This window comes from Salmonella sp. SAL03688 (genome assembly GCF_046551895.1).
Lineage (GTDB): Bacteria > Pseudomonadota > Gammaproteobacteria > Enterobacterales > Enterobacteriaceae > Salmonella > Salmonella enterica.
In genome coordinates this window covers 312,010-329,838 of record NZ_JBGDVI010000001.1, presented here as the reverse complement: position 1 = coordinate 329,838, position 17,829 = coordinate 312,010, and the positions used below count along the sequence as shown (strand labels likewise).

Here is a 17,829-nt window from a genome sequence, read left to right as displayed (position 1 = left end):
AAAACAGGAAGGCAGAGGTGGGCCAGCGAATACCGGTTACGCTCGGCAATATTGCGCCGTTATCATTAACACCGTTCCGGCCAGGCCGTATGGCGCTGGTCTGTGAGGGCGGGGGGCAGCGGGGTATCTTTACCGCAGGCGTGCTGGATGAGTTTATGCGTGCGCAGTTTAATCCTTTCCATCTCTACTTCGGCACATCAGCCGGTGCGCAAAATCTCTCGGCGTATCTCTGCAACCAGCCCGGCTACGGGCGTAAAGTCATTATGCGCTATACCACCAGGCGCGAATTTTTTGATCCGCTACGATTTGTACGCGGAGGAAACCTTATTGACCTCGACTGGCTGGTGGAATCCACCGCCGCCCGGATGCCGCTGCAAATGGATACCGCAGCGCGCCTGTTCGACAGCGGAAAATCCTTTTATATGTGCGCCTGCCGGGGGGATGATTACACGCCGGGCTATTTCTCGCCGACAAAACAAAACTGGCTTGATATCATTCGCGCCTCCAGCGCCATACCGGGTTTCTACCGTACCGGCGTTACGTTAGAGGGCATCAACTATCTGGACGGTGGCATTAGCGACGCCATTCCGGTTCAGGAGGCGGCAAAGCGGGGGGCGAAAACCATTGTGGTGATCCGCACCGTACCCTCGCAAATGTATTACACGCCGCAGTGGTTTAAGCGTATGGAGCGCTGGCTGGGAGAGAGCAGTCTACAGCCGTTGGTCAACCTGGTGCAGCATCATGAAACGTCCTACAGCGCGATCCAACAATTTATTGAAAAGCCGCCGGGTAAGCTGCGGATCATTGAAATTTATCCGCCGAAACCGCTGCACAGCATGGCGCTGGGCAGCCGTATCCCGGCGCTGCGTGAGGATTACAAAACCGGGCGATTATGCGGGCGTTATTTCCTTGCCACCGTTGGTAAATTGCTCGCCGCAACGCCGCCTCTCTTGTGCCATTCGTCGCGGATTGCCGTGCCGGAAACGGTGGTCGTGCCTCCGGCGCCGGTGGCCAATGATACGCATGTGGCGGAGGTCATTAGCGCGCCGCAGGCAAACGACACCACATTTACCGACGAGGATCTGGCGTGAGCTGGCGCTTTATCGATACACACTGCCATTTTGATTTCCCGCCCTTTACGGGCGATGAGCGCGCCAGTATTCAGCGTGCCTGTGAGGCGGGCGTTGAAAAAATCATCGTGCCGGCGACCGAGGCGGCTCACTTTCCCCGCGTGCTGGCGCTGGCGGCGCGTTTCCCGTCGCTTTATGCTGCGCTGGGATTGCACCCCATTGTGATTGAGCGTCATGCCGATGACGATCCTGATAAGCTACAACAGGCGCTGGCGCAACAACAGAACGTCGTGGCGGTAGGCGAGATCGGTCTCGACCTTTATCGCGACGACCCGCAGTTAGCCAGGCAAGAGCGATTTTTAGACGCGCAGCTGCAACTGGCAAAACGCTACGATCTGCCGGTGATCCTGCACTCGCGGCGCACGCATGACAAACTGGCGATGCACTTAAAGCGCCAGGATCTACCGCGAACCGGTGTGGTGCATGGTTTTGCCGGCAGTCTGCAACAGGCCGAACGCTTTATGCGACTGGGCTATAAAATCGGCGTCGGCGGCACCATCACCTACCCGCGCGCCAGTAAAACCCGTGATGTTATGGCGCGGTTGCCGCTGGACGCGCTGTTGCTGGAGACCGATGCGCCGGATATGCCGCTAAAGGGGTTTCAGGGGCAGCCGAATCGCCCGGAGCAGGCGGCGCGCGTATTTGATGCGCTCTGCGAATTACGTCCGGAGCCCGCAGAGGTGATAGCCGATACGCTGTATCGCAATACCATTACCTTGTTTCGGCTCTGAGGGCATCGAAGCCGCCATCTGGCAGGCGACGCTTACAAATATAGCGCCGGCAAAATCAGCTTCGCCACCCCACGCGCGCGCAATCCGTCTGCCAGCCGTTCCACCTCTTGCGGCGTCGCGCCTGGCCAGGCTTTCGCTTCGCCATAGACGCCATGCGCATGAAAGGCATTCAGGCGCACCGGAACCTCGCCCAGCGAAGTAATAAACGCCGCCAGTGAATCGATATGCGCCGCATAGTCCACCTGACCCGGGATAACCAGCAACCGCAGCTCCGCCAGTTTTCCCCGCGCAGCAAGAAAGCGGATACTGTGCTTAATATGCGTGTTATCACGTCCGGTCAGACGGTGATGACACTCGCTCTTCCAGGCTTTCAGATCGAGCATTACGCCGTCGCAAACCGGCAGTAGTTTCTGCCAGCCGGTCTCGCTTAACTGACCATTACTGTCCACCAGGCAGGTCAGTCGTTGTAACTGCGGATCGGCTTTGATCGCTGTAAATAGCGCCACAATAAACGGTAATTGCGTGGTCGCCTCTCCGCCGCTGACGGTAATACCTTCAATAAACAGCGATGCTTTACGAATATGACGCAGCACATCGTCAACGCTCATGGTCTGCGCCATTGGCGTTGCCTGCTGTGGGCACATTTTCAGGCAGGTATCGCACTGCTCGCAGATGTCCGACCGCCATACCACTTTCCCGCCATCAACGCTGAGGGCGTGGTGCGGACACTGCGATACGCATTCCCCGCAGTCGTTACAGCGTCCCATCGTCCACGGGTTATGGCAATTCTTGCAGCGCAAATTGCAGCCCTGTAAGAATAATGCCAGGCGGCTGCCTGGCCCATCGACGCAGGAAAACGCAATGATCTTACTGACTAAAGCGCATCTGTTGTTCATGGCTGACTACGCGTGGCTGTCGTTCCAGGATGCGGGTATTACGTGCGGCTTCTTCTCCCAGCCAGGTGGTATTCGTGCGCGAGCCTTCGGCGCGAAATTTCGCCAGATCCGACAGGCGCACCATATAACCGGTGACACGCACCAGATCGTTGCCGCTGACATTGGCGGTAAATTCCCGCATCCCGGCTTTGAACGCGCCAAGACAAAGCTGAACCAGCGCCTGCGGATTACGCTTGATGGTTTCGTCCAGCGTCAGAATGTCGCTGATCCCGGCATGATAAAAGGCATGGTGCGGCGCGACGGTTTGCAAATGGGTGATAGGGTCCGGTTCATCGCCATACGGCAGACGCGCGCCCGGCGTAGTGCCAATATCGGAACTGATGCCAGACTGGGCATGGAGCAGCGCCCGTTGCTTCCAGCCATACTTCACTGGCGTATTTTCGACGAAATCCGCCAGTTGGGCGCTGATACGGTAGCCCAGCTCGTTCGCCGTATCATTCTTGCCGTAACGGGCGGTCAGGCCCGCGTTTTCGCACAGCAGATTCACGGCTTCCGCCAGCCCGTACATACCGAACATCGGCGCAAAACGTTCGGGATCGATCAAACCTTCCTGTACAAGAAAGCTATTCTCAAAGAAATGTGACTTTTCATAGAGGAATTCACATCGTGAATTAATGATGGCGATCTGCTGTCGGCAGTAGTGCGGTAGCGTACGTGAAAAGAAGTCATCGACAGACGTACTGCGTTCTGCCACGGCTTTCAGGTTGAGACGTACCAGCGTACTGCCGCCGCCGCCAAGCGGTAGCGAGTTATAACAACTGACGATGCCATAATGGCCTTTTGTGAAAATTTTATCATTTACAGGGCCATTGGAAATGTGTGGCTTACTGCATTCGCAAATGTTTTTGGCGACCTCCAGCAGCAGATCGTCCGGCGTGATTTCCGCATCGTAGATAAACGTCAGGTTAGGCGCCACCTGCTTTAGCTCGGCATCAGCGCGCAAAATCGCTCGTGTGACAGGCGTATCGGCAGGGCCAATATTGGCATGCATAAAGGCGTCTGGCAGCGTTCTGTCGAGATAACGCCAGAAACGTTTTATTCGAATATCGATCGCATCTTGTGTTAGAATTCTAACATACGGTTGCAGCAACGCATCAAGCTGGCCGAGATAAACCGGCATGGACGTCACGGAAGGAACGTGATGATACAGAATGGTGAGTAGGGATAACGCATCATCCAGATCTTTCGCGCCTTCCAGTTCCAGCCACTGTGAACCGTTAGCCAGAAATCGGGCGTAATCGGGCAACACGTAGCGCGGTTTGAAGGGGGCGTGCCCCTCAAACATATCGCAAATGACGCCTTCATCCAGCGCCTGGCGGGCATCTTCCGGCAGGGGGGGATAAGGCAGGGCGTTTTCAGCTTCCAGCGCCAGAAAATGGCGTTTTTGTTCAGGCGTGAGCACCGGGCTGGTCACAATTTGCTGGCAACGCTGCTGGAGCGCAGTTTCGCATGAGGCAGGCATCTTCGTTTCCTCTTTATGCCGGGACGATGCGCTATTGTAGAAAATGGCGGCAAACCGACTTTGATCCTGATGCGCTTATCGCTCGAAGAACAGGCGGTGACGGCGGGATAATTTGATTCAGATCTCATTACAGTAATGCAAATTTGTACGTAGTTTTCATTAACTGTGATGTATATCGAAGTGTAATCGCGAGTGAATGTTAGAATATTAACAGACTCGCAAGGTGAAATTTTATACGGCAATGCCGTTGGAGAATGTCATGACTGATTTAAAAGCAAGCAGCCTGCGTGCGCTCAAACTGATGGATCTGACCACTCTGAACGATGACGACACCAATGAAAAAGTGATCGCGTTGTGTCATCAGGCAAAAACCCCGGTCGGGAATACGGCGGCGATTTGTATTTACCCGCGTTTTATCCCGATTGCGCGTAAAACTCTGAAAGAACAAGGTACCCCGGACATCCGCATTGCAACGGTGACTAACTTCCCGCATGGCAATGATGACATCGATATTGCGCTGGCGGAAACCCGTGCGGCGATCGCCTACGGCGCTGACGAAGTGGACGTGGTATTCCCGTACCGCGCGTTGATCGCCGGTAACGAGCAGGTGGGTTTTGACCTGGTAAAAGCCTGTAAAGACGCTTGTGCCGCAGCGAACGTATTGCTGAAAGTGATCATCGAAACTGGCGAGCTGAAAGAAGAGGCGCTGATTCGTAAAGCCTCTGAAATCTCCATTAAAGCCGGTGCGGATTTCATCAAAACCTCTACCGGTAAAGTGCCGGTAAACGCTACGCCGGAAAGCGCGCGCATCATGATGGAAGTGATCCGCGACATGGGCGTTTCCAAAACCGTTGGCTTCAAACCGGCGGGCGGCGTACGTACGGCGGAAGACGCGCAGAAATTCCTCGCGATTGCAGACGAACTGTTTGGCGCTGACTGGGCAGATTCTCGTCACTACCGCTTTGGCGCATCCAGCCTGCTGGCAAGCCTGCTGAAAGCGCTGGGTCACGGCGACGGTAAGAGCGCCAGCAGCTACTAAGCTCTGATTTGCCGGATGGCGCTGCGCTTATCCGGCCTACAAATCCAGGCCTGTAGGCCGGATAAGGCGTTAGCCGCCATCCGGCGATGTAAGCCTTCTACTCTTTTCCCTCAGGAGGGTACCGTGTTTCTCGCACAAGAAATTATTCGTAAAAAGCGTGATGGTCATGCGTTGAGTGACGAAGAAATTCGTTTCTTTATCAATGGTATTCGTGACAATACTATCTCTGAAGGGCAGATTGCCGCCCTGGCGATGACCATCTTCTTCCACGATATGACCATGCCGGAGCGTGTTTCGCTGACCATGGCGATGCGGGATTCCGGTACTGTTCTTGACTGGAAAAGCCTGAATCTCAATGGCCCGATTGTCGATAAGCATTCGACCGGCGGCGTAGGGGACGTGACGTCTCTGATGTTGGGGCCAATGGTAGCGGCCTGCGGCGGTTATGTGCCGATGATCTCCGGTCGCGGCCTTGGACATACCGGCGGTACGCTCGACAAACTGGAAGCGATCCCGGGCTTCGATATCTTCCCGGACGACAACCGTTTCCGCGAAATTATTCAAGACGTGGGTGTGGCGATTATTGGGCAAACCAGCTCGCTTGCACCGGCGGACAAACGTTTTTACGCCACCCGCGATATTACCGCGACGGTGGACTCTATTCCGCTGATCACCGGTTCCATCCTCGCCAAGAAACTGGCCGAAGGACTGGATGCGCTGGTAATGGACGTGAAAGTCGGCAGCGGTGCGTTTATGCCGACCTATGAACTTTCTGAAGCCCTTGCTGAAGCGATTGTCGGCGTGGCAAACGGCGCGGGAGTTCGCACTACGGCGTTGTTAACCGATATGAACCAGGTGCTGGCTTCAAGCGCCGGTAACGCGGTGGAAGTGCGTGAAGCCGTGCAGTTCCTGACCGGTGAATACCGCAATCCGCGCTTGTTTGACGTCACTATGGCGCTATGTGTGGAGATGCTGATCTCCGGTCAGCTGGCGAAAGACGACGCCGAAGCGCGTGCCAAACTGCAGGCGGTGCTGGATAACGGTAAAGCGGCAGAAGTCTTTGGTCGTATGGTGGCCGCGCAGAAAGGGCCGAGCGATTTCGTTGAGAACTACGATAAATACCTGCCGACCGCCATGTTGAGCAAAGCGGTATATGCTGATACCGAAGGGTTTATCAGCGCAATGGATACGCGTGCGCTGGGGATGGCGGTCGTCTCGATGGGCGGCGGCCGTCGTCAGGCGTCTGATACCATTGATTACAGCGTTGGCTTTACCGACATGGCCCGTCTGGGCGACAGCATCGACGGGCAGCGCCCGCTGGCGGTGATTCATGCCAAAGACGAAGCCAGTTGGCAGGAAGCGGCGAAGGCCGTCAAAGCGGCAATTATCCTTGACGATAAAGCGCCAGCAAGCACACCTTCGGTCTATCGTCGAATTACTGAATAGTTGTATACTGATCTGATCAATTATTTTTGAAGCACTAAGTACGGAGAAGATATGAAACGTGCATTTATTATGGTGCTGGACTCATTCGGCATCGGCGCTACTGAAGACGCGGATCGTTTTGGCGACGTAGGTTCCGACACTCTGGGCCACATCGCAGAAGCTTGCGCCAAAGGCGAAGCTGACAATGGCCGTAAGGGCCCGTTGAATCTGCCTAACCTGACTCGTCTGGGGCTGGTGAAAGCGCATGAAGGCTCTACCGGTAAAATTGCCGCCGGTATGGACGGCAACGCGGACGTTATTGGCGCATACGCATGGGCGCACGAACTGTCCTCCGGCAAAGATACGCCGTCCGGCCACTGGGAAATCGCCGGCGTGCCGGTACTGTTCGACTGGGGCTATTTCAGCGACCACGAAAACAGCTTCCCGCAGGAACTGCTGGATAAGCTGGTGAAACGCGCCAACCTGCCGGGCTATCTCGGCAACTGCCACTCTTCCGGTACGGTCATTCTGGACCAGCTCGGCGAAGAGCACATGAAAACCGGCAAGCCGATTTTTTACACCTCCGCTGACTCCGTGTTCCAGATTGCCTGCCACGAAGAGACCTTTGGCCTGGATAAACTCTACGAGCTGTGCGAAATCGCCCGTGAAGAGCTGACCGAAGGCGGCTACAACATTGGCCGCGTGATCGCGCGTCCGTTTATCGGCGACAAGGCCGGTAACTTCCAGCGTACCGGCAACCGTCACGACCTGGCCGTAGAACCGCCAGCGCCGACCGTGCTGCAGAAACTGGTCGATGAAAAACAGGGCCACGTGGTGTCCGTCGGTAAGATTGCCGACATCTACGCCAACTGCGGCATCACTAAGAAAGTGAAAGCGACCGGTCTGGACGCGCTGTTCGACGCGACCCTCAAAGAGATGAAAGAAGCGGGCGATAAAACCATCGTCTTCACTAACTTCGTTGACTTCGACTCTTCCTGGGGCCACCGTCGCGACATCGCGGGCTACGCCGCAGGTCTGGAGCTGTTTGACCGCCGTCTGCCGGAGCTGATGGAGCTGGTGGGTGAAGATGACATTCTGATCCTGACCGCTGACCACGGCTGTGACCCGAGCTGGACTGGTACTGACCATACCCGTGAGCACATTCCGGTGCTGATCTACGGTCCAAAAGTCAAACCTGGCTCTTTAGGTCACCGTGAAACCTTCGCGGATATCGGCCAGACGCTGGCGACCTACTTTGGTACATCGCCGATGGACTACGGTAAAAACATGCTGTGATACCCGTTGCCGGATGGCGCTACGCTTATCCGGCCTACGAGGAACCGTTTTGTAGGCCTGATAAGGCGTAGCCGCCATCAGGCAATAACAACAAATTTAAAGGGAACTGAAGATGGCAACTCCACATATTAATGCAGAAATGGGTGATTTCGCTGACGTCGTATTGATGCCGGGCGACCCGCTGCGTGCGAAGCACATTGCTGAGACTTTCCTCGAAGATGTCCGCGAAGTGAACAACGTTCGCGGCATGTTAGGTTTCACCGGGACTTACAAAGGCCGTAAGATCTCCGTGATGGGCCACGGTATGGGTATCCCGTCCTGCTCCATCTATACCAAAGAGCTGATCACCGATTTCGGCGTGAAGAAAATCATTCGCGTCGGCTCCTGCGGCGCTGTGCGCATGGACGTCAAACTGCGCGACGTGGTGATCGGTATGGGTGCCTGCACCGACTCCAAAGTGAACCGTATCCGTTTTAAAGATCATGACTTCGCGGCTATCGCTGACTTCGACATGGTGCGTAACGCGGTTGACGCGGCAAAAGCGCTGGGCGTAGACGCGCGCGTGGGCAACCTGTTCTCCGCTGACCTGTTCTATTCTCCGGACGGCGAAATGTTCGACGTGATGGAAAAATACGGCGTACTGGGCGTAGAGATGGAAGCGGCGGGTATCTACGGCGTTGCGGCTGAATTTGGCGCGAAAGCGCTGACCATCTGCACCGTATCTGACCATATCCGTACCCACGAGCAGACCACTGCCGCTGAACGTCAGACGACCTTCAACGACATGATCAAAATCGCACTGGAATCCGTACTGCTGGGCGATAAAGAGTAAGCAGCAAATCGACCCGGACGAGGCGCGTCAAGGCCTGGTCCGGGTAATGCCAGCGTTATATCCACTCTCTTCTGATAATCTATTCATCTTTCCTCTCGCTCTTTCTTTGTTTGTGTTGACAATCAAAGGGCTGTGTCCTTAAATCCATTCAAGTATCTATTCGTTAATCTATTCATCTATGAGCACATTAACCGATTTTCTCTTACAGGGGCCGAGTTCCGCCGCTGAATTAAGATCATCGCTGGCCGTTAGTCAGGCGACGTTCTCTCGTCTGGTTTCCGCGCATCAGGACGTCATCCAGTTTGGTAAAGCTCGTGCTACGCGCTACGCGCTTGTTCGGCCTGTTCGCGGCGTCGCGGCCTTTCCCCTCTGGCAGGTCAATGCACAAGGACAGGCCGCTAAGTTTGGCGTTCTTTATCCATGTTGGCCTCAGGGGAGTTGCCTGGTTGCGCTTGATACAGGTGAATGGCAATGGTTTGACAGCCTGCCATGGTATCTGACCGATCTTAGGCCACAGGGATTCCTTGGGCGAGCCTGGGGAAGGGCCGTGGCTGGGTATGCGCATCTGCCTGATGACATCCGGTTGTGGCAAGAGGATGAAGTCCTGTATGCGCTGCGGGCGTATCAGGGTGAAAATGCGGGCGGCTGGATCGTGGGTGAGGAGAATTACCAGCGTTGGGTGACCGCGCCGGATGCGACGGCGATTACGCAGTCCGAAAAACTCAATCGCTATCAGCAGCTGGCGGAAGACGCGCTCGCAGGTGAGGTCATTGGCTCTTCAGCTGGTGGTGAGCAGCCTAAATTTGCCTGTTTTGCAGAAACAAGATGGGGCAATCAGAACGTACTGGTGAAATTCAGCGCGCGTGAAAGGAACGCCGTTTCTGAACGCTGGAGCGACCTCTTGATTGCCGAGTCCATCGCATTAGCCGTGCTTTCTGCCGCCAGCATCAACGCCAGCTTAGCCACGGCTATTTGCAGCGAGGGAGGACAGGTCTTTCTGGAAAGCATTCGCTTCGACTGTACCGGGATACGTGGTCGTCGGCAAATTGTTTCCCTGGAGGCGTTGCAAGGCGAGTATGCATCTTCGCCAGGCATCTGGCCGGTGGTCACGCATCGGCTTGCCGGGCAGGGCATTATAGATGCTGTTGCCCATCAGCAAATTGAGAAAATTTGGGCGTTTGGTCGGCTTATCGCCAACAGCGATATGCATGCGGGTAACCTCTCGTTTTATTACTCCGATGCCCCGATGGCGCTCGCGCCTGTCTATGATATGTTGCCGATGGCTTACGCTCCGGCGGCATCGGGCATGTTGCGCTACGCGCCTGTCGACATTCGTGTGGAGGCCACAATCGATAAGAAAGCGTGGGAATTTGCCTTGCCGTTGGCCGAGCGCTTTTGGGTGCTGGTCGCTGATGATAAACGCATCAGTGCGGGCTTTCAGGAGATTGCCCGCGCGATGGTGGGAAAATTGAAGTTAGCCGCGCAGACCATCGGGCGGCTGGCGTAGACGCTTAGCGTACAGCTTGAGCCATCCACGCAGCCAGTTCCCGCAGCTCACCTTTCTGAGCCGGGAATTCAGCAATTAAAGATTCGCAGGCCTGCTCCAACACATCCACTCGATACTGGCAGCCTTGTAAACGCTCGCCTAAGGCTTCCAGCGGTGCCGGGTTCAGGCTATCGGTAAACACCTGTGCGCGGGTAATCACACCTTTTTCGACATCGAAATGCAGCTCGACGCCACCCCAGGTAAAACGTTCATCCAGCAGATGGCTGAACGCCGGCGCCTGGCCGAAATTCCACTCCCAACTACTTTGTCGGGCAAAGGTTTCGGCGAAGTTGGGCAGATCCGGCGTTTTATCCGGTGAAATCACTTCCGCGTCGACGCGTTCGCCGTAATGGGCGAAAAAGGCTTCAGTGACCGCCTGGCAGACCTGTTCATGAGTGATACCCGGTAATAGCTCGGTAAGATTGGCCACGCGGGAGCGAACGGAGGTAATCCCTTTCGCCGCAAGTTTCTTTTTATCGGGATTCAGATAGTTCGCCAGACGGCTGAGGTCGGCGTTCAACAGCAGCGTACCGTGATGGAAACCGCGATCTTTGGTTTCGCGATAGGCTGAACCGGAGACTTTGCGATCGCCGTCCGGCGTTTTTACGACCAGATCGTTGCGTCCCGAAGCATCGGCCATGACGCCCAGCGAATTCAGCGCCGCGAGCACAATATGGGTGGAGATGGTTTTATCGTATTCCGGTTTACCGGCCATAAAGGTAAAGCAGGTATTACCGAGGTCATGGAATACCGCGCCGCCGCCGCTGCTACGGCGGGCCAGACGGACGTTATCTTCTTCCATACGCCGCGTATTACACTCTTTCCACGGGTTTTGCGCGCGTCCAATCACCACCGTATCCGCGTTGCGCCACAGGAACAGCACGCGCTGGGTGGCGGGCATCTGGCGGAAAATGCACTCCTCGACCGCCAGGTTAAACCAGGGATCGTAAGAGTCAGAAATAAGCAGGCGTAATGTTGTCATGGTGGTTTTCCTTACCTTTATTAAGCCGTCATTTTACTCTTTTTCCTCACGCTCTTCCTCTTCCGGAACAGGCTTGCTGGCCGTTAGCAGGAAGGGCGACTGCTGCCAGCGGGTGCGTTTACCTTGTAGCAAGGTGCGCGTCAGCACCACGCCTATCGCCAGCGAGAGTAGCAGCATCAGGCGTAGAATGTTGGTGGTGTTATCGACCTGCTTTGCTTCGGTGGCCAGCGTGTGGGTATCCAGCGTCAGACGCAGGTAACCCAAGGGGCCGTTTTTCCCCTGGATAGGCTCGACAATTTGTTGGTTAAAATAGCTGCCCGCTTTTTTGCCATCCAGCGCCAGCCTGTCGCGCACATTGACGCTTTCGCCAGCGCGAGTAATAAGATCGCCCTGTTCATCATAGACGCCGGCATCCAGAATACGGCTCTCTTGCGTGAGCTGACGCAGCACGGCGTTGATGCGATTTTCATCCGGTGTTTCGCTGCGCATCAGCGGGGCGATGTTGAGCGTCACCTGGCGCGCCAGCGTGCGGGCCAGCTCTTCCAGCTGCGGATTGCGCTGTCGCTGGTGGTTTTGACTAAACCATGAAGCGCCCTGCATGAGCGCGACGAGCAGTGTGAGACAGAACAATACAATGACTGCACGATGCAGCCGAAATTTCAGTTTTGCGCGAGCCATATTCCACCTGCTGAAAATTTGAGGCTTAATGTTGCCAGAAGCGATGGTTACAAGGTAGCCTCATGCGTTATTTTCCGCGGGGCGGTTACCGGCCTGAACGATTTACAGGAGCTTTAATGCCTAACATTACCTGGTGCGATCTGCCTGAAGATGTCTCTTTATGGCCTGGTTTGCCTCTTTCTTTAAGCGGCGACGAGGTGATGCCTCTGGATTACCATGCAGGCCGCAGCGGTTGGCTGCTGTATGGGCGCGGGCTGGATAAGCAGCGTTTAACTCAATATCAGACCAAACTGGGCGCCGCAATGGTGATTGTCGCCGCCTGGTGCGTGGAGGATTATCAGGTCATTCGTCTGGCGGGGTCGCTGACGCCGCGTGCGACGCGGCTGGCGCATGAGGCGCAGCTGGATGTCGCGCCGCTGGGTAAAATTCCGCATCTGCGCACACCGGGGCTGCTGGTCATGGATATGGATTCCACGGCGATCCAGATTGAGTGTATCGATGAAATCGCGAAGCTGGCCGGTACCGGTGAGAAGGTGGCTGAAGTGACGGAGCGCGCGATGCGCGGCGAGCTTGATTTTACCGCCAGCCTGCGCAGCCGCGTGGCGACGCTGAAAGGCGCGGATGCCGATATTTTGCGCCAGGTGCGCGGGAATCTGCCGCTAATGCCAGGATTAACGCAGTTGGTGCTAAAACTGGAAGCGCTTGGCTGGAAAATCGCTATCGCCTCCGGCGGCTTCACTTTCTTCGCCGACTATCTGCGTGACCAGCTACGTCTGACGGCGGCAGTCGCCAATGAGCTGGAGATCATGGACGGTAAATTTACCGGCCACGTTATCGGCGATATTGTGGATGCTGAGTATAAAGCCAATACCTTGCTTCGTCTGGCGCAAGAGCATGACATCCCGCTGGCGCAGACGGTGGCGATTGGCGACGGCGCTAACGATCTGCCCATGATCAAAGCGGCAGGGTTAGGTATTGCCTTCCATGCCAAGCCAAAAGTAAACGAAAAGACGGATATTACGATCCGCCACGCTGACCTGATGGGCGTGTTTTGCATTCTCTCCGGCAGCATGAACCAGAAATGATTAACCTGCCCAATGGCAAGGCGACCGTAGGCCGGATAAGCGCCAGCGCCATCCGGCAACAGCGTTAACGAAAGAGGTAAAACGTGGCAAAAGCTCCCAAACGCGCCTTTGTTTGCAATGAATGCGGGGCCGATTACCCGCGCTGGCAGGGGCAATGCAGCGCCTGCCATGCCTGGAACACCATTACCGAGGTGCGCCTTGCCGCATCGCCGACGGTGGCGCGTAACGAACGTCTGAGCGGATACGCCGGCAGTGCGGGCGTATCAAAAGTGCAGAAACTGTCTGACATCAGTCTTGAGGAACTGCCGCGCTTTTCTACCGGTTTTAAAGAGTTTGACCGCGTGCTGGGCGGCGGGGTGGTACCCGGCAGCGCCATTTTGATTGGCGGTAACCCCGGCGCGGGCAAATCAACGTTGTTGCTGCAAACGCTGTGCAAGCTCGCCGAGCAGATGAAAACGCTGTACGTCACCGGCGAAGAATCGCTACAGCAGGTGGCGATGCGCGCGCACCGTCTCGGCCTGCCGACCGCTAATCTGAATATGCTCTCCGAAACCAGCATCGAGCAGATCTGCCTGATAGCGGAAGAAGAACAGCCGAAACTGATGGTGATCGACTCCATACAGGTGATGCATATGGCGGACATTCAGTCGTCGCCAGGCAGCGTCGCCCAGGTCCGCGAAACGGCAGCCTACCTGACGCGCTTCGCCAAAACGCGCGGCGTGGCGATCGTGATGGTCGGCCACGTCACCAAAGACGGGTCGCTGGCGGGGCCGAAAGTGCTGGAACACTGTATCGATTGCTCAGTATTGCTCGACGGCGACGCCGATTCTCGTTTCCGCACGCTGCGCAGCCACAAAAACCGCTTTGGCGCAGTCAATGAGCTGGGCGTCTTCGCCATGACCGAACAGGGGTTGCGCGAAGTGAGCAATCCGTCCGCCATCTTTTTAAGCCGTGGCGATGAGGTCACTTCCGGCAGTTCAGTGATGGTCGTCTGGGAAGGTACGCGACCGTTGCTGGTGGAGATTCAGGCGCTGGTCGATCACTCGATGATGGCGAACCCCAGACGCGTGGCGGTCGGTCTGGAACAAAACCGTCTGGCAATCCTGCTGGCGGTGCTGCACCGACACGGCGGTCTGCAAATGTCGGATCAGGACGTCTTCGTCAACGTGGTCGGCGGCGTGAAAGTCACCGAAACCAGCGCGGATCTGGCTTTACTGCTGGCGATGGTCTCCAGCCTGCGTGACAGGCCGTTGCCGCAGGATCTGGTGGTGTTTGGCGAAGTGGGGCTGGCAGGCGAGATTCGTCCGGTGCCGAGCGGGCAGGAGCGTATTTCCGAGGCGGCGAAACACGGTTTTCGTCGGGCGATTGTGCCTGCCGCCAACGTACCGAAAAAGCCGCCGGAAGGAATGCAGGTGTTCGGTGTTAAAAAGCTCGCAGATGCGTTAAGCGTGTTTGACGACTTATAATTCTCTGTATGTAGTGATGTTGTATAATTTGCCGGATGGCGATGCAATGCGTCTTATCCGGCCTACGGATTGATACGGATTGATGTTGTAGGCCTGATAAGCGAAGCGCCGTCAGGCAGTGTTATGCGATTTTTCCAGCAGGAGGCTCTTGTGTCATCGTTCGACTATCTCAAAACCGCGATTAAGCAGCAAGGTTGCACTCTGCAACAGGTGGCTGACGCCAGCGGTATGACCAAGGGGTATCTGAGTCAGTTACTTAACGCCAAAATCAAAAGCCCCAGCGCGCAAAAACTGGAGGCGCTACACCGTTTTCTCGGGCTGGAGTTTCCCCGCCGACAGAAAAACATTGGCGTGGTGTTCGGTAAATTTTATCCATTGCATACCGGACACATCTACTTGATCCAGCGCGCCTGTAGCCAGGTGGATGAGTTGCACATCATTATGGGATATGACGATACGCGCGACCGCGGGCTGTTTGAGGATAGCGCCATGTCGCAGCAGCCCACCGTGTCGGATCGCCTGCGCTGGTTATTGCAAACCTTCAAATACCAAAAAAATATTCGCATCCACGCCTTTAATGAAGAGGGGATGGAGCCTTATCCGCATGGCTGGGACGTCTGGAGCAACGGCATTAAAGCGTTTATGGCAGAGAAGGGAATACAGCCGAGCTGGATCTACACTTCCGAAGAGGCTGATGCGCCGCAGTATCTTGAGCATTTAGGGATTGAGACGGTGCTGGTCGATCCTGAACGCACGTTTATGAATATCAGTGGGGCGCAAATCCGCGAAAATCCGTTTCGTTACTGGGAATATATTCCTACCGAAGTGAAGCCGTTTTTCGTGCGTACCGTCGCGATTCTGGGCGGGGAATCAAGCGGCAAGTCTACGCTGGTCAATAAGCTCGCCAATATTTTTAATACCACCAGCGCCTGGGAATATGGCCGCGACTATGTCTTTTCGCATCTGGGCGGCGATGAGATGGCGTTACAGTATTCCGACTACGATAAAATTGCGCTGGGTCATGCGCAATATATTGATTTTGCAGTGAAATATGCGAATAAAGTGGCGTTTATCGATACCGATTTCGTCACCACCCAGGCATTTTGCAAAAAATACGAAGGGCGCGAGCATCCCTTTGTCCAGGCGCTGATCGACGAGTATCGCTTCGACCTGGTGATTTTGCTGGAGAATAATACGCCGTGGATAGCTGACGGACTGCGAAGCCTGGGCAGTTCAGTGGATCGCAAAGCGTTCCAGAACCTGCTGGTCGAGATGCTGAAAGAAAACAATATTGAGTTCGTTCACGTTAAAGAGGCTGATTACGATGGCCGCTTTTTGCGCTGTGTGGAACTGGTGAAAGAGATGATGGGCGAGCAGGGATAAGAACCAATGCCTGATGCGACGCTTACCGCGTCTTATCAGGCCTACAGTTTCACAACGTATTGGAATCGCTGGGTTTGTAGGCCGGGTAAGCGCAAGCGCCACCCGGCATTCAGACATTTATTTGGCAATACGCTTGTACTTGATACGCTTCGGCTCCAGCGCCTCGGCGCCCAGCGTGCGTTTCTTGTACTCTTCGTATTCGGTAAAGTTGCCTTCGAAGAATTCCACCTTACCTTCATCCTGATAATCCAGTATGTGGGTGGCGATACGGTCAAGGAACCAACGGTCGTGCGAGATAACCATCGCGCAGCCAGGGAACTCCAGCAGGGCGTTTTCCAGCGCGCGCAGGGTTTCGATATCCAGGTCGTTCGTCGGTTCGTCGAGCAGCAGGACGTTGCCGCCCACCTGCAGCAGCTTCGCCAGATGCAAACGACCGCGCTCACCGCCGGACAGTTCGCCAACGCGTTTGCCCTGATCGACGCCTTTGAAGTTGAAGCGGCCTACATAGGCGCGGCTTGGCATTTCAGTGTTGCCGATCTTCATGATATCCAGCCCGCCGGACACTTCTTCCCAGACGGTTTTGCTGTTGTCCATCGCGTCGCGGAACTGATCGACCGAGGCCAGCTTGACGGTTTCACCCAGCGTAATGGTGCCGCTATCAGGCTGCTCCTGACCGGACATCATGCGGAACAGGGTCGATTTACCCGCGCCGTTTGGCCCGATGATCCCGACGATAGCGCCTTTCGGCACCGAGAAGCTCAGGTCGTCGATCAGTACGCGGTCGCCGTAGGATTTACGCAGGTTGCTGACTTCAATGACTTTGTCGCCCAGACGCGGTCCTGGTGGAATAAACAGTTCGTTGGTTTCGTTACGTTTCTGATACTCAACGCTGTTCAGTTCTTCAAAGCGAGCCAGACGCGCCTTACCTTTCGACTGACGGCCTTTCGCGCCCTGACGCACCCACTCCAGCTCTTTCTCAATGGATTTACGGCGCGCCGCTTCGGCAGACGCTTCCTGCGCCAGACGCTGATCTTTCTGCTCCAGCCAGGAGGAGTAGTTGCCTTCCCACGGAATACCTTCGCCGCGGTCAAGTTCCAGAATCCAACCGGCAACGTTATCGAGGAAGTAACGGTCGTGGGTAATCGCCACGACGGTGCCTTCGAAGTCGTGCAGGAAACGTTCCAGCCACGCAACAGATTCGGCATCCAGGTGGTTGGTGGGTTCGTCGAGCAGCAGCATGTCCGGCTTTTCCAGCAACAGACGGCACAGCGCCACGCGACGGCGCTCGCCGCCGGACAGTTTTTCGACTTTGGCATCCCAGTCCGGCAGACGCAGAGCGTCAGCAGCGCGCTCAAGCTGCACGTTCAGATTATGACCGTCGTGCGCCTGGATAATCTCTTCAAGTCGGCCCTGCTCTGCGGCCAGCTTGTCGAAGTCGGCATCCGGATCGGCATACAGCGCGTACACTTCATCCAGACGTTTGAGGGCGTTAACCACTTCCGAAACGGCCTCTTCAATCGACTCGCGTACCGTGTGTTCCGGGTTTAGCTGAGGTTCCTGCGGCAGGTAGCCAATCTTAATGCCGGGCTGCGGGCGCGCTTCGCCCTCGATATCTTTATCGAGACCCGCCATGATGCGCAGCAGGGTAGACTTACCGGCGCCGTTAAGGCCCAGCACGCCGATTTTGGCGCCAGGGAAGAAGCTCAGCGAGATGTTTTTCAGAATATGACGTTTCGGCGGAACCACTTTGCCGACACGATGCATGGTATAAACGAATTGAGCCACGTTGGACTTCGCCTCTATGTTTATCGTGATGGT

At 55.8% G+C, this 17,829-nt stretch carries 15 protein-coding genes; 10 read left to right on the top strand and 5 right to left on the bottom strand.

All coding sequences use genetic code 11. The features are described from left to right. The first annotated feature begins 17 nt into the window (after positions 1-17). The gene (locus ACLJR2_RS01455; RefSeq protein ID WP_000531541.1) at positions 18-1,091 is read left to right on the top strand and encodes a patatin family protein; all 1,074 of its coding nucleotides are present in this window, start codon (positions 18-20) and stop codon (positions 1,089-1,091) included. Beyond that, complete coding sequence (locus ACLJR2_RS01450) at positions 1,088-1,861, top strand: metal-dependent hydrolase (RefSeq protein WP_000119015.1); 774 nt, start codon at positions 1,088-1,090, stop codon at positions 1,859-1,861. Before ACLJR2_RS01455 ends, ACLJR2_RS01450 begins: the two co-directional genes overlap by 4 nt. 32 nt (positions 1,862-1,893) lie before the next feature. On the opposite strand, the gene ACLJR2_RS01445 is transcribed toward ACLJR2_RS01450, so the two are convergent. Together ACLJR2_RS01445 and ACLJR2_RS01440 are read right to left on the bottom strand one after the other, a co-directional pair. Further along, a complete protein-coding gene (locus ACLJR2_RS01445; RefSeq protein WP_001064939.1) occupies positions 1,894-2,757 on the bottom strand; it encodes a YjjW family glycine radical enzyme activase in 864 nt (287 codons plus the stop codon). After that, complete coding sequence (locus ACLJR2_RS01440) at positions 2,729-4,279, bottom strand: YjjI family glycine radical enzyme (protein WP_001111673.1); 1,551 nt, start codon at positions 4,277-4,279, stop codon at positions 2,729-2,731. The genes ACLJR2_RS01445 and ACLJR2_RS01440 overlap by 29 nt, the downstream gene beginning before the upstream one ends. Positions 4,280-4,538: 259 nt before the next feature. On the opposite strand from ACLJR2_RS01440, the gene deoC reads away from it, so the two are divergent. From deoC to yjjJ, 5 genes are all read left to right on the top strand, one after another. Next, a complete protein-coding gene (deoC, locus tag ACLJR2_RS01435; RefSeq protein ID WP_001519713.1) occupies positions 4,539-5,318 on the top strand; it encodes a deoxyribose-phosphate aldolase in 780 nt (259 codons plus the stop codon). A 123-nt stretch (positions 5,319-5,441) separates the two neighbouring features. Continuing rightward, positions 5,442-6,764, top strand: a complete 1,323-nt coding sequence (deoA, locus tag ACLJR2_RS01430) for a thymidine phosphorylase (RefSeq protein WP_000477838.1) — start codon at positions 5,442-5,444, stop codon at positions 6,762-6,764. A gap of 51 nt (positions 6,765-6,815) precedes the next feature. Beyond that, a complete protein-coding gene (deoB, locus tag ACLJR2_RS01425) occupies positions 6,816-8,039 on the top strand; it encodes a phosphopentomutase (protein WP_000816454.1) in 1,224 nt (407 codons plus the stop codon). Between the two features lie 112 nt (positions 8,040-8,151). Then, positions 8,152-8,871 (top strand): purine-nucleoside phosphorylase, encoded by a 720-nt coding sequence (deoD, locus tag ACLJR2_RS01420; protein WP_000224864.1) that lies wholly within the window; start codon positions 8,152-8,154, stop codon positions 8,869-8,871. A 178-nt stretch (positions 8,872-9,049) separates the two neighbouring features. After that, positions 9,050-10,378 (top strand): type II toxin-antitoxin system HipA family toxin YjjJ, encoded by a 1,329-nt coding sequence (gene yjjJ, locus ACLJR2_RS01415; RefSeq protein ID WP_001534747.1) that lies wholly within the window; start codon positions 9,050-9,052, stop codon positions 10,376-10,378. Positions 10,379-10,382: 4 nt separating this feature from the next. Here yjjJ and lplA read toward each other — a convergent pair whose 3' ends face one another. Together lplA and ACLJR2_RS01405 are read right to left on the bottom strand one after the other, a co-directional pair. After that, entirely contained in the window at positions 10,383-11,399 is a 1,017-nt protein-coding gene (gene lplA / locus ACLJR2_RS01410) for a lipoate--protein ligase LplA (RefSeq protein ID WP_000209763.1), read from the bottom strand. Between the two features lie 33 nt (positions 11,400-11,432). Next, complete coding sequence (locus ACLJR2_RS01405) at positions 11,433-12,077, bottom strand: YtjB family periplasmic protein (RefSeq protein ID WP_000090067.1); 645 nt, start codon at positions 12,075-12,077, stop codon at positions 11,433-11,435. Between the two features lie 116 nt (positions 12,078-12,193). Here ACLJR2_RS01405 and serB point away from each other — a divergent pair, with 116 nt between their 5' ends. The 3 genes from serB to nadR all read left to right on the top strand — a co-directional run bounded on the left by serB (position 12,194) and on the right by nadR (position 16,011). Then, positions 12,194-13,162 carry a phosphoserine phosphatase gene (serB, locus tag ACLJR2_RS01400; protein WP_001132982.1) on the top strand — a complete coding sequence of 323 codons (969 nt, stop codon included), beginning with the start codon at positions 12,194-12,196 and terminating at the stop codon, positions 13,160-13,162. Positions 13,163-13,245: 83 nt separating this feature from the next. Beyond that, a complete protein-coding gene (gene radA / locus ACLJR2_RS01395; RefSeq protein WP_001029710.1) occupies positions 13,246-14,628 on the top strand; it encodes a DNA repair protein RadA in 1,383 nt (460 codons plus the stop codon). Between the two features lie 150 nt (positions 14,629-14,778). Further along, positions 14,779-16,011 carry a multifunctional transcriptional regulator/nicotinamide-nucleotide adenylyltransferase/ribosylnicotinamide kinase NadR gene (gene nadR / locus ACLJR2_RS01390; RefSeq protein WP_001532645.1) on the top strand — a complete coding sequence of 411 codons (1,233 nt, stop codon included), beginning with the start codon at positions 14,779-14,781 and terminating at the stop codon, positions 16,009-16,011. A gap of 117 nt (positions 16,012-16,128) precedes the next feature. On the opposite strand, the gene ettA is transcribed toward nadR, so the two are convergent. Beyond that, positions 16,129-17,796 carry an energy-dependent translational throttle protein EttA gene (gene ettA, locus ACLJR2_RS01385; RefSeq protein ID WP_000046770.1) on the bottom strand — a complete coding sequence of 556 codons (1,668 nt, stop codon included), beginning with the start codon at positions 17,794-17,796 and terminating at the stop codon, positions 16,129-16,131. Positions 17,797-17,829: the final 33 nt, after the last annotated feature.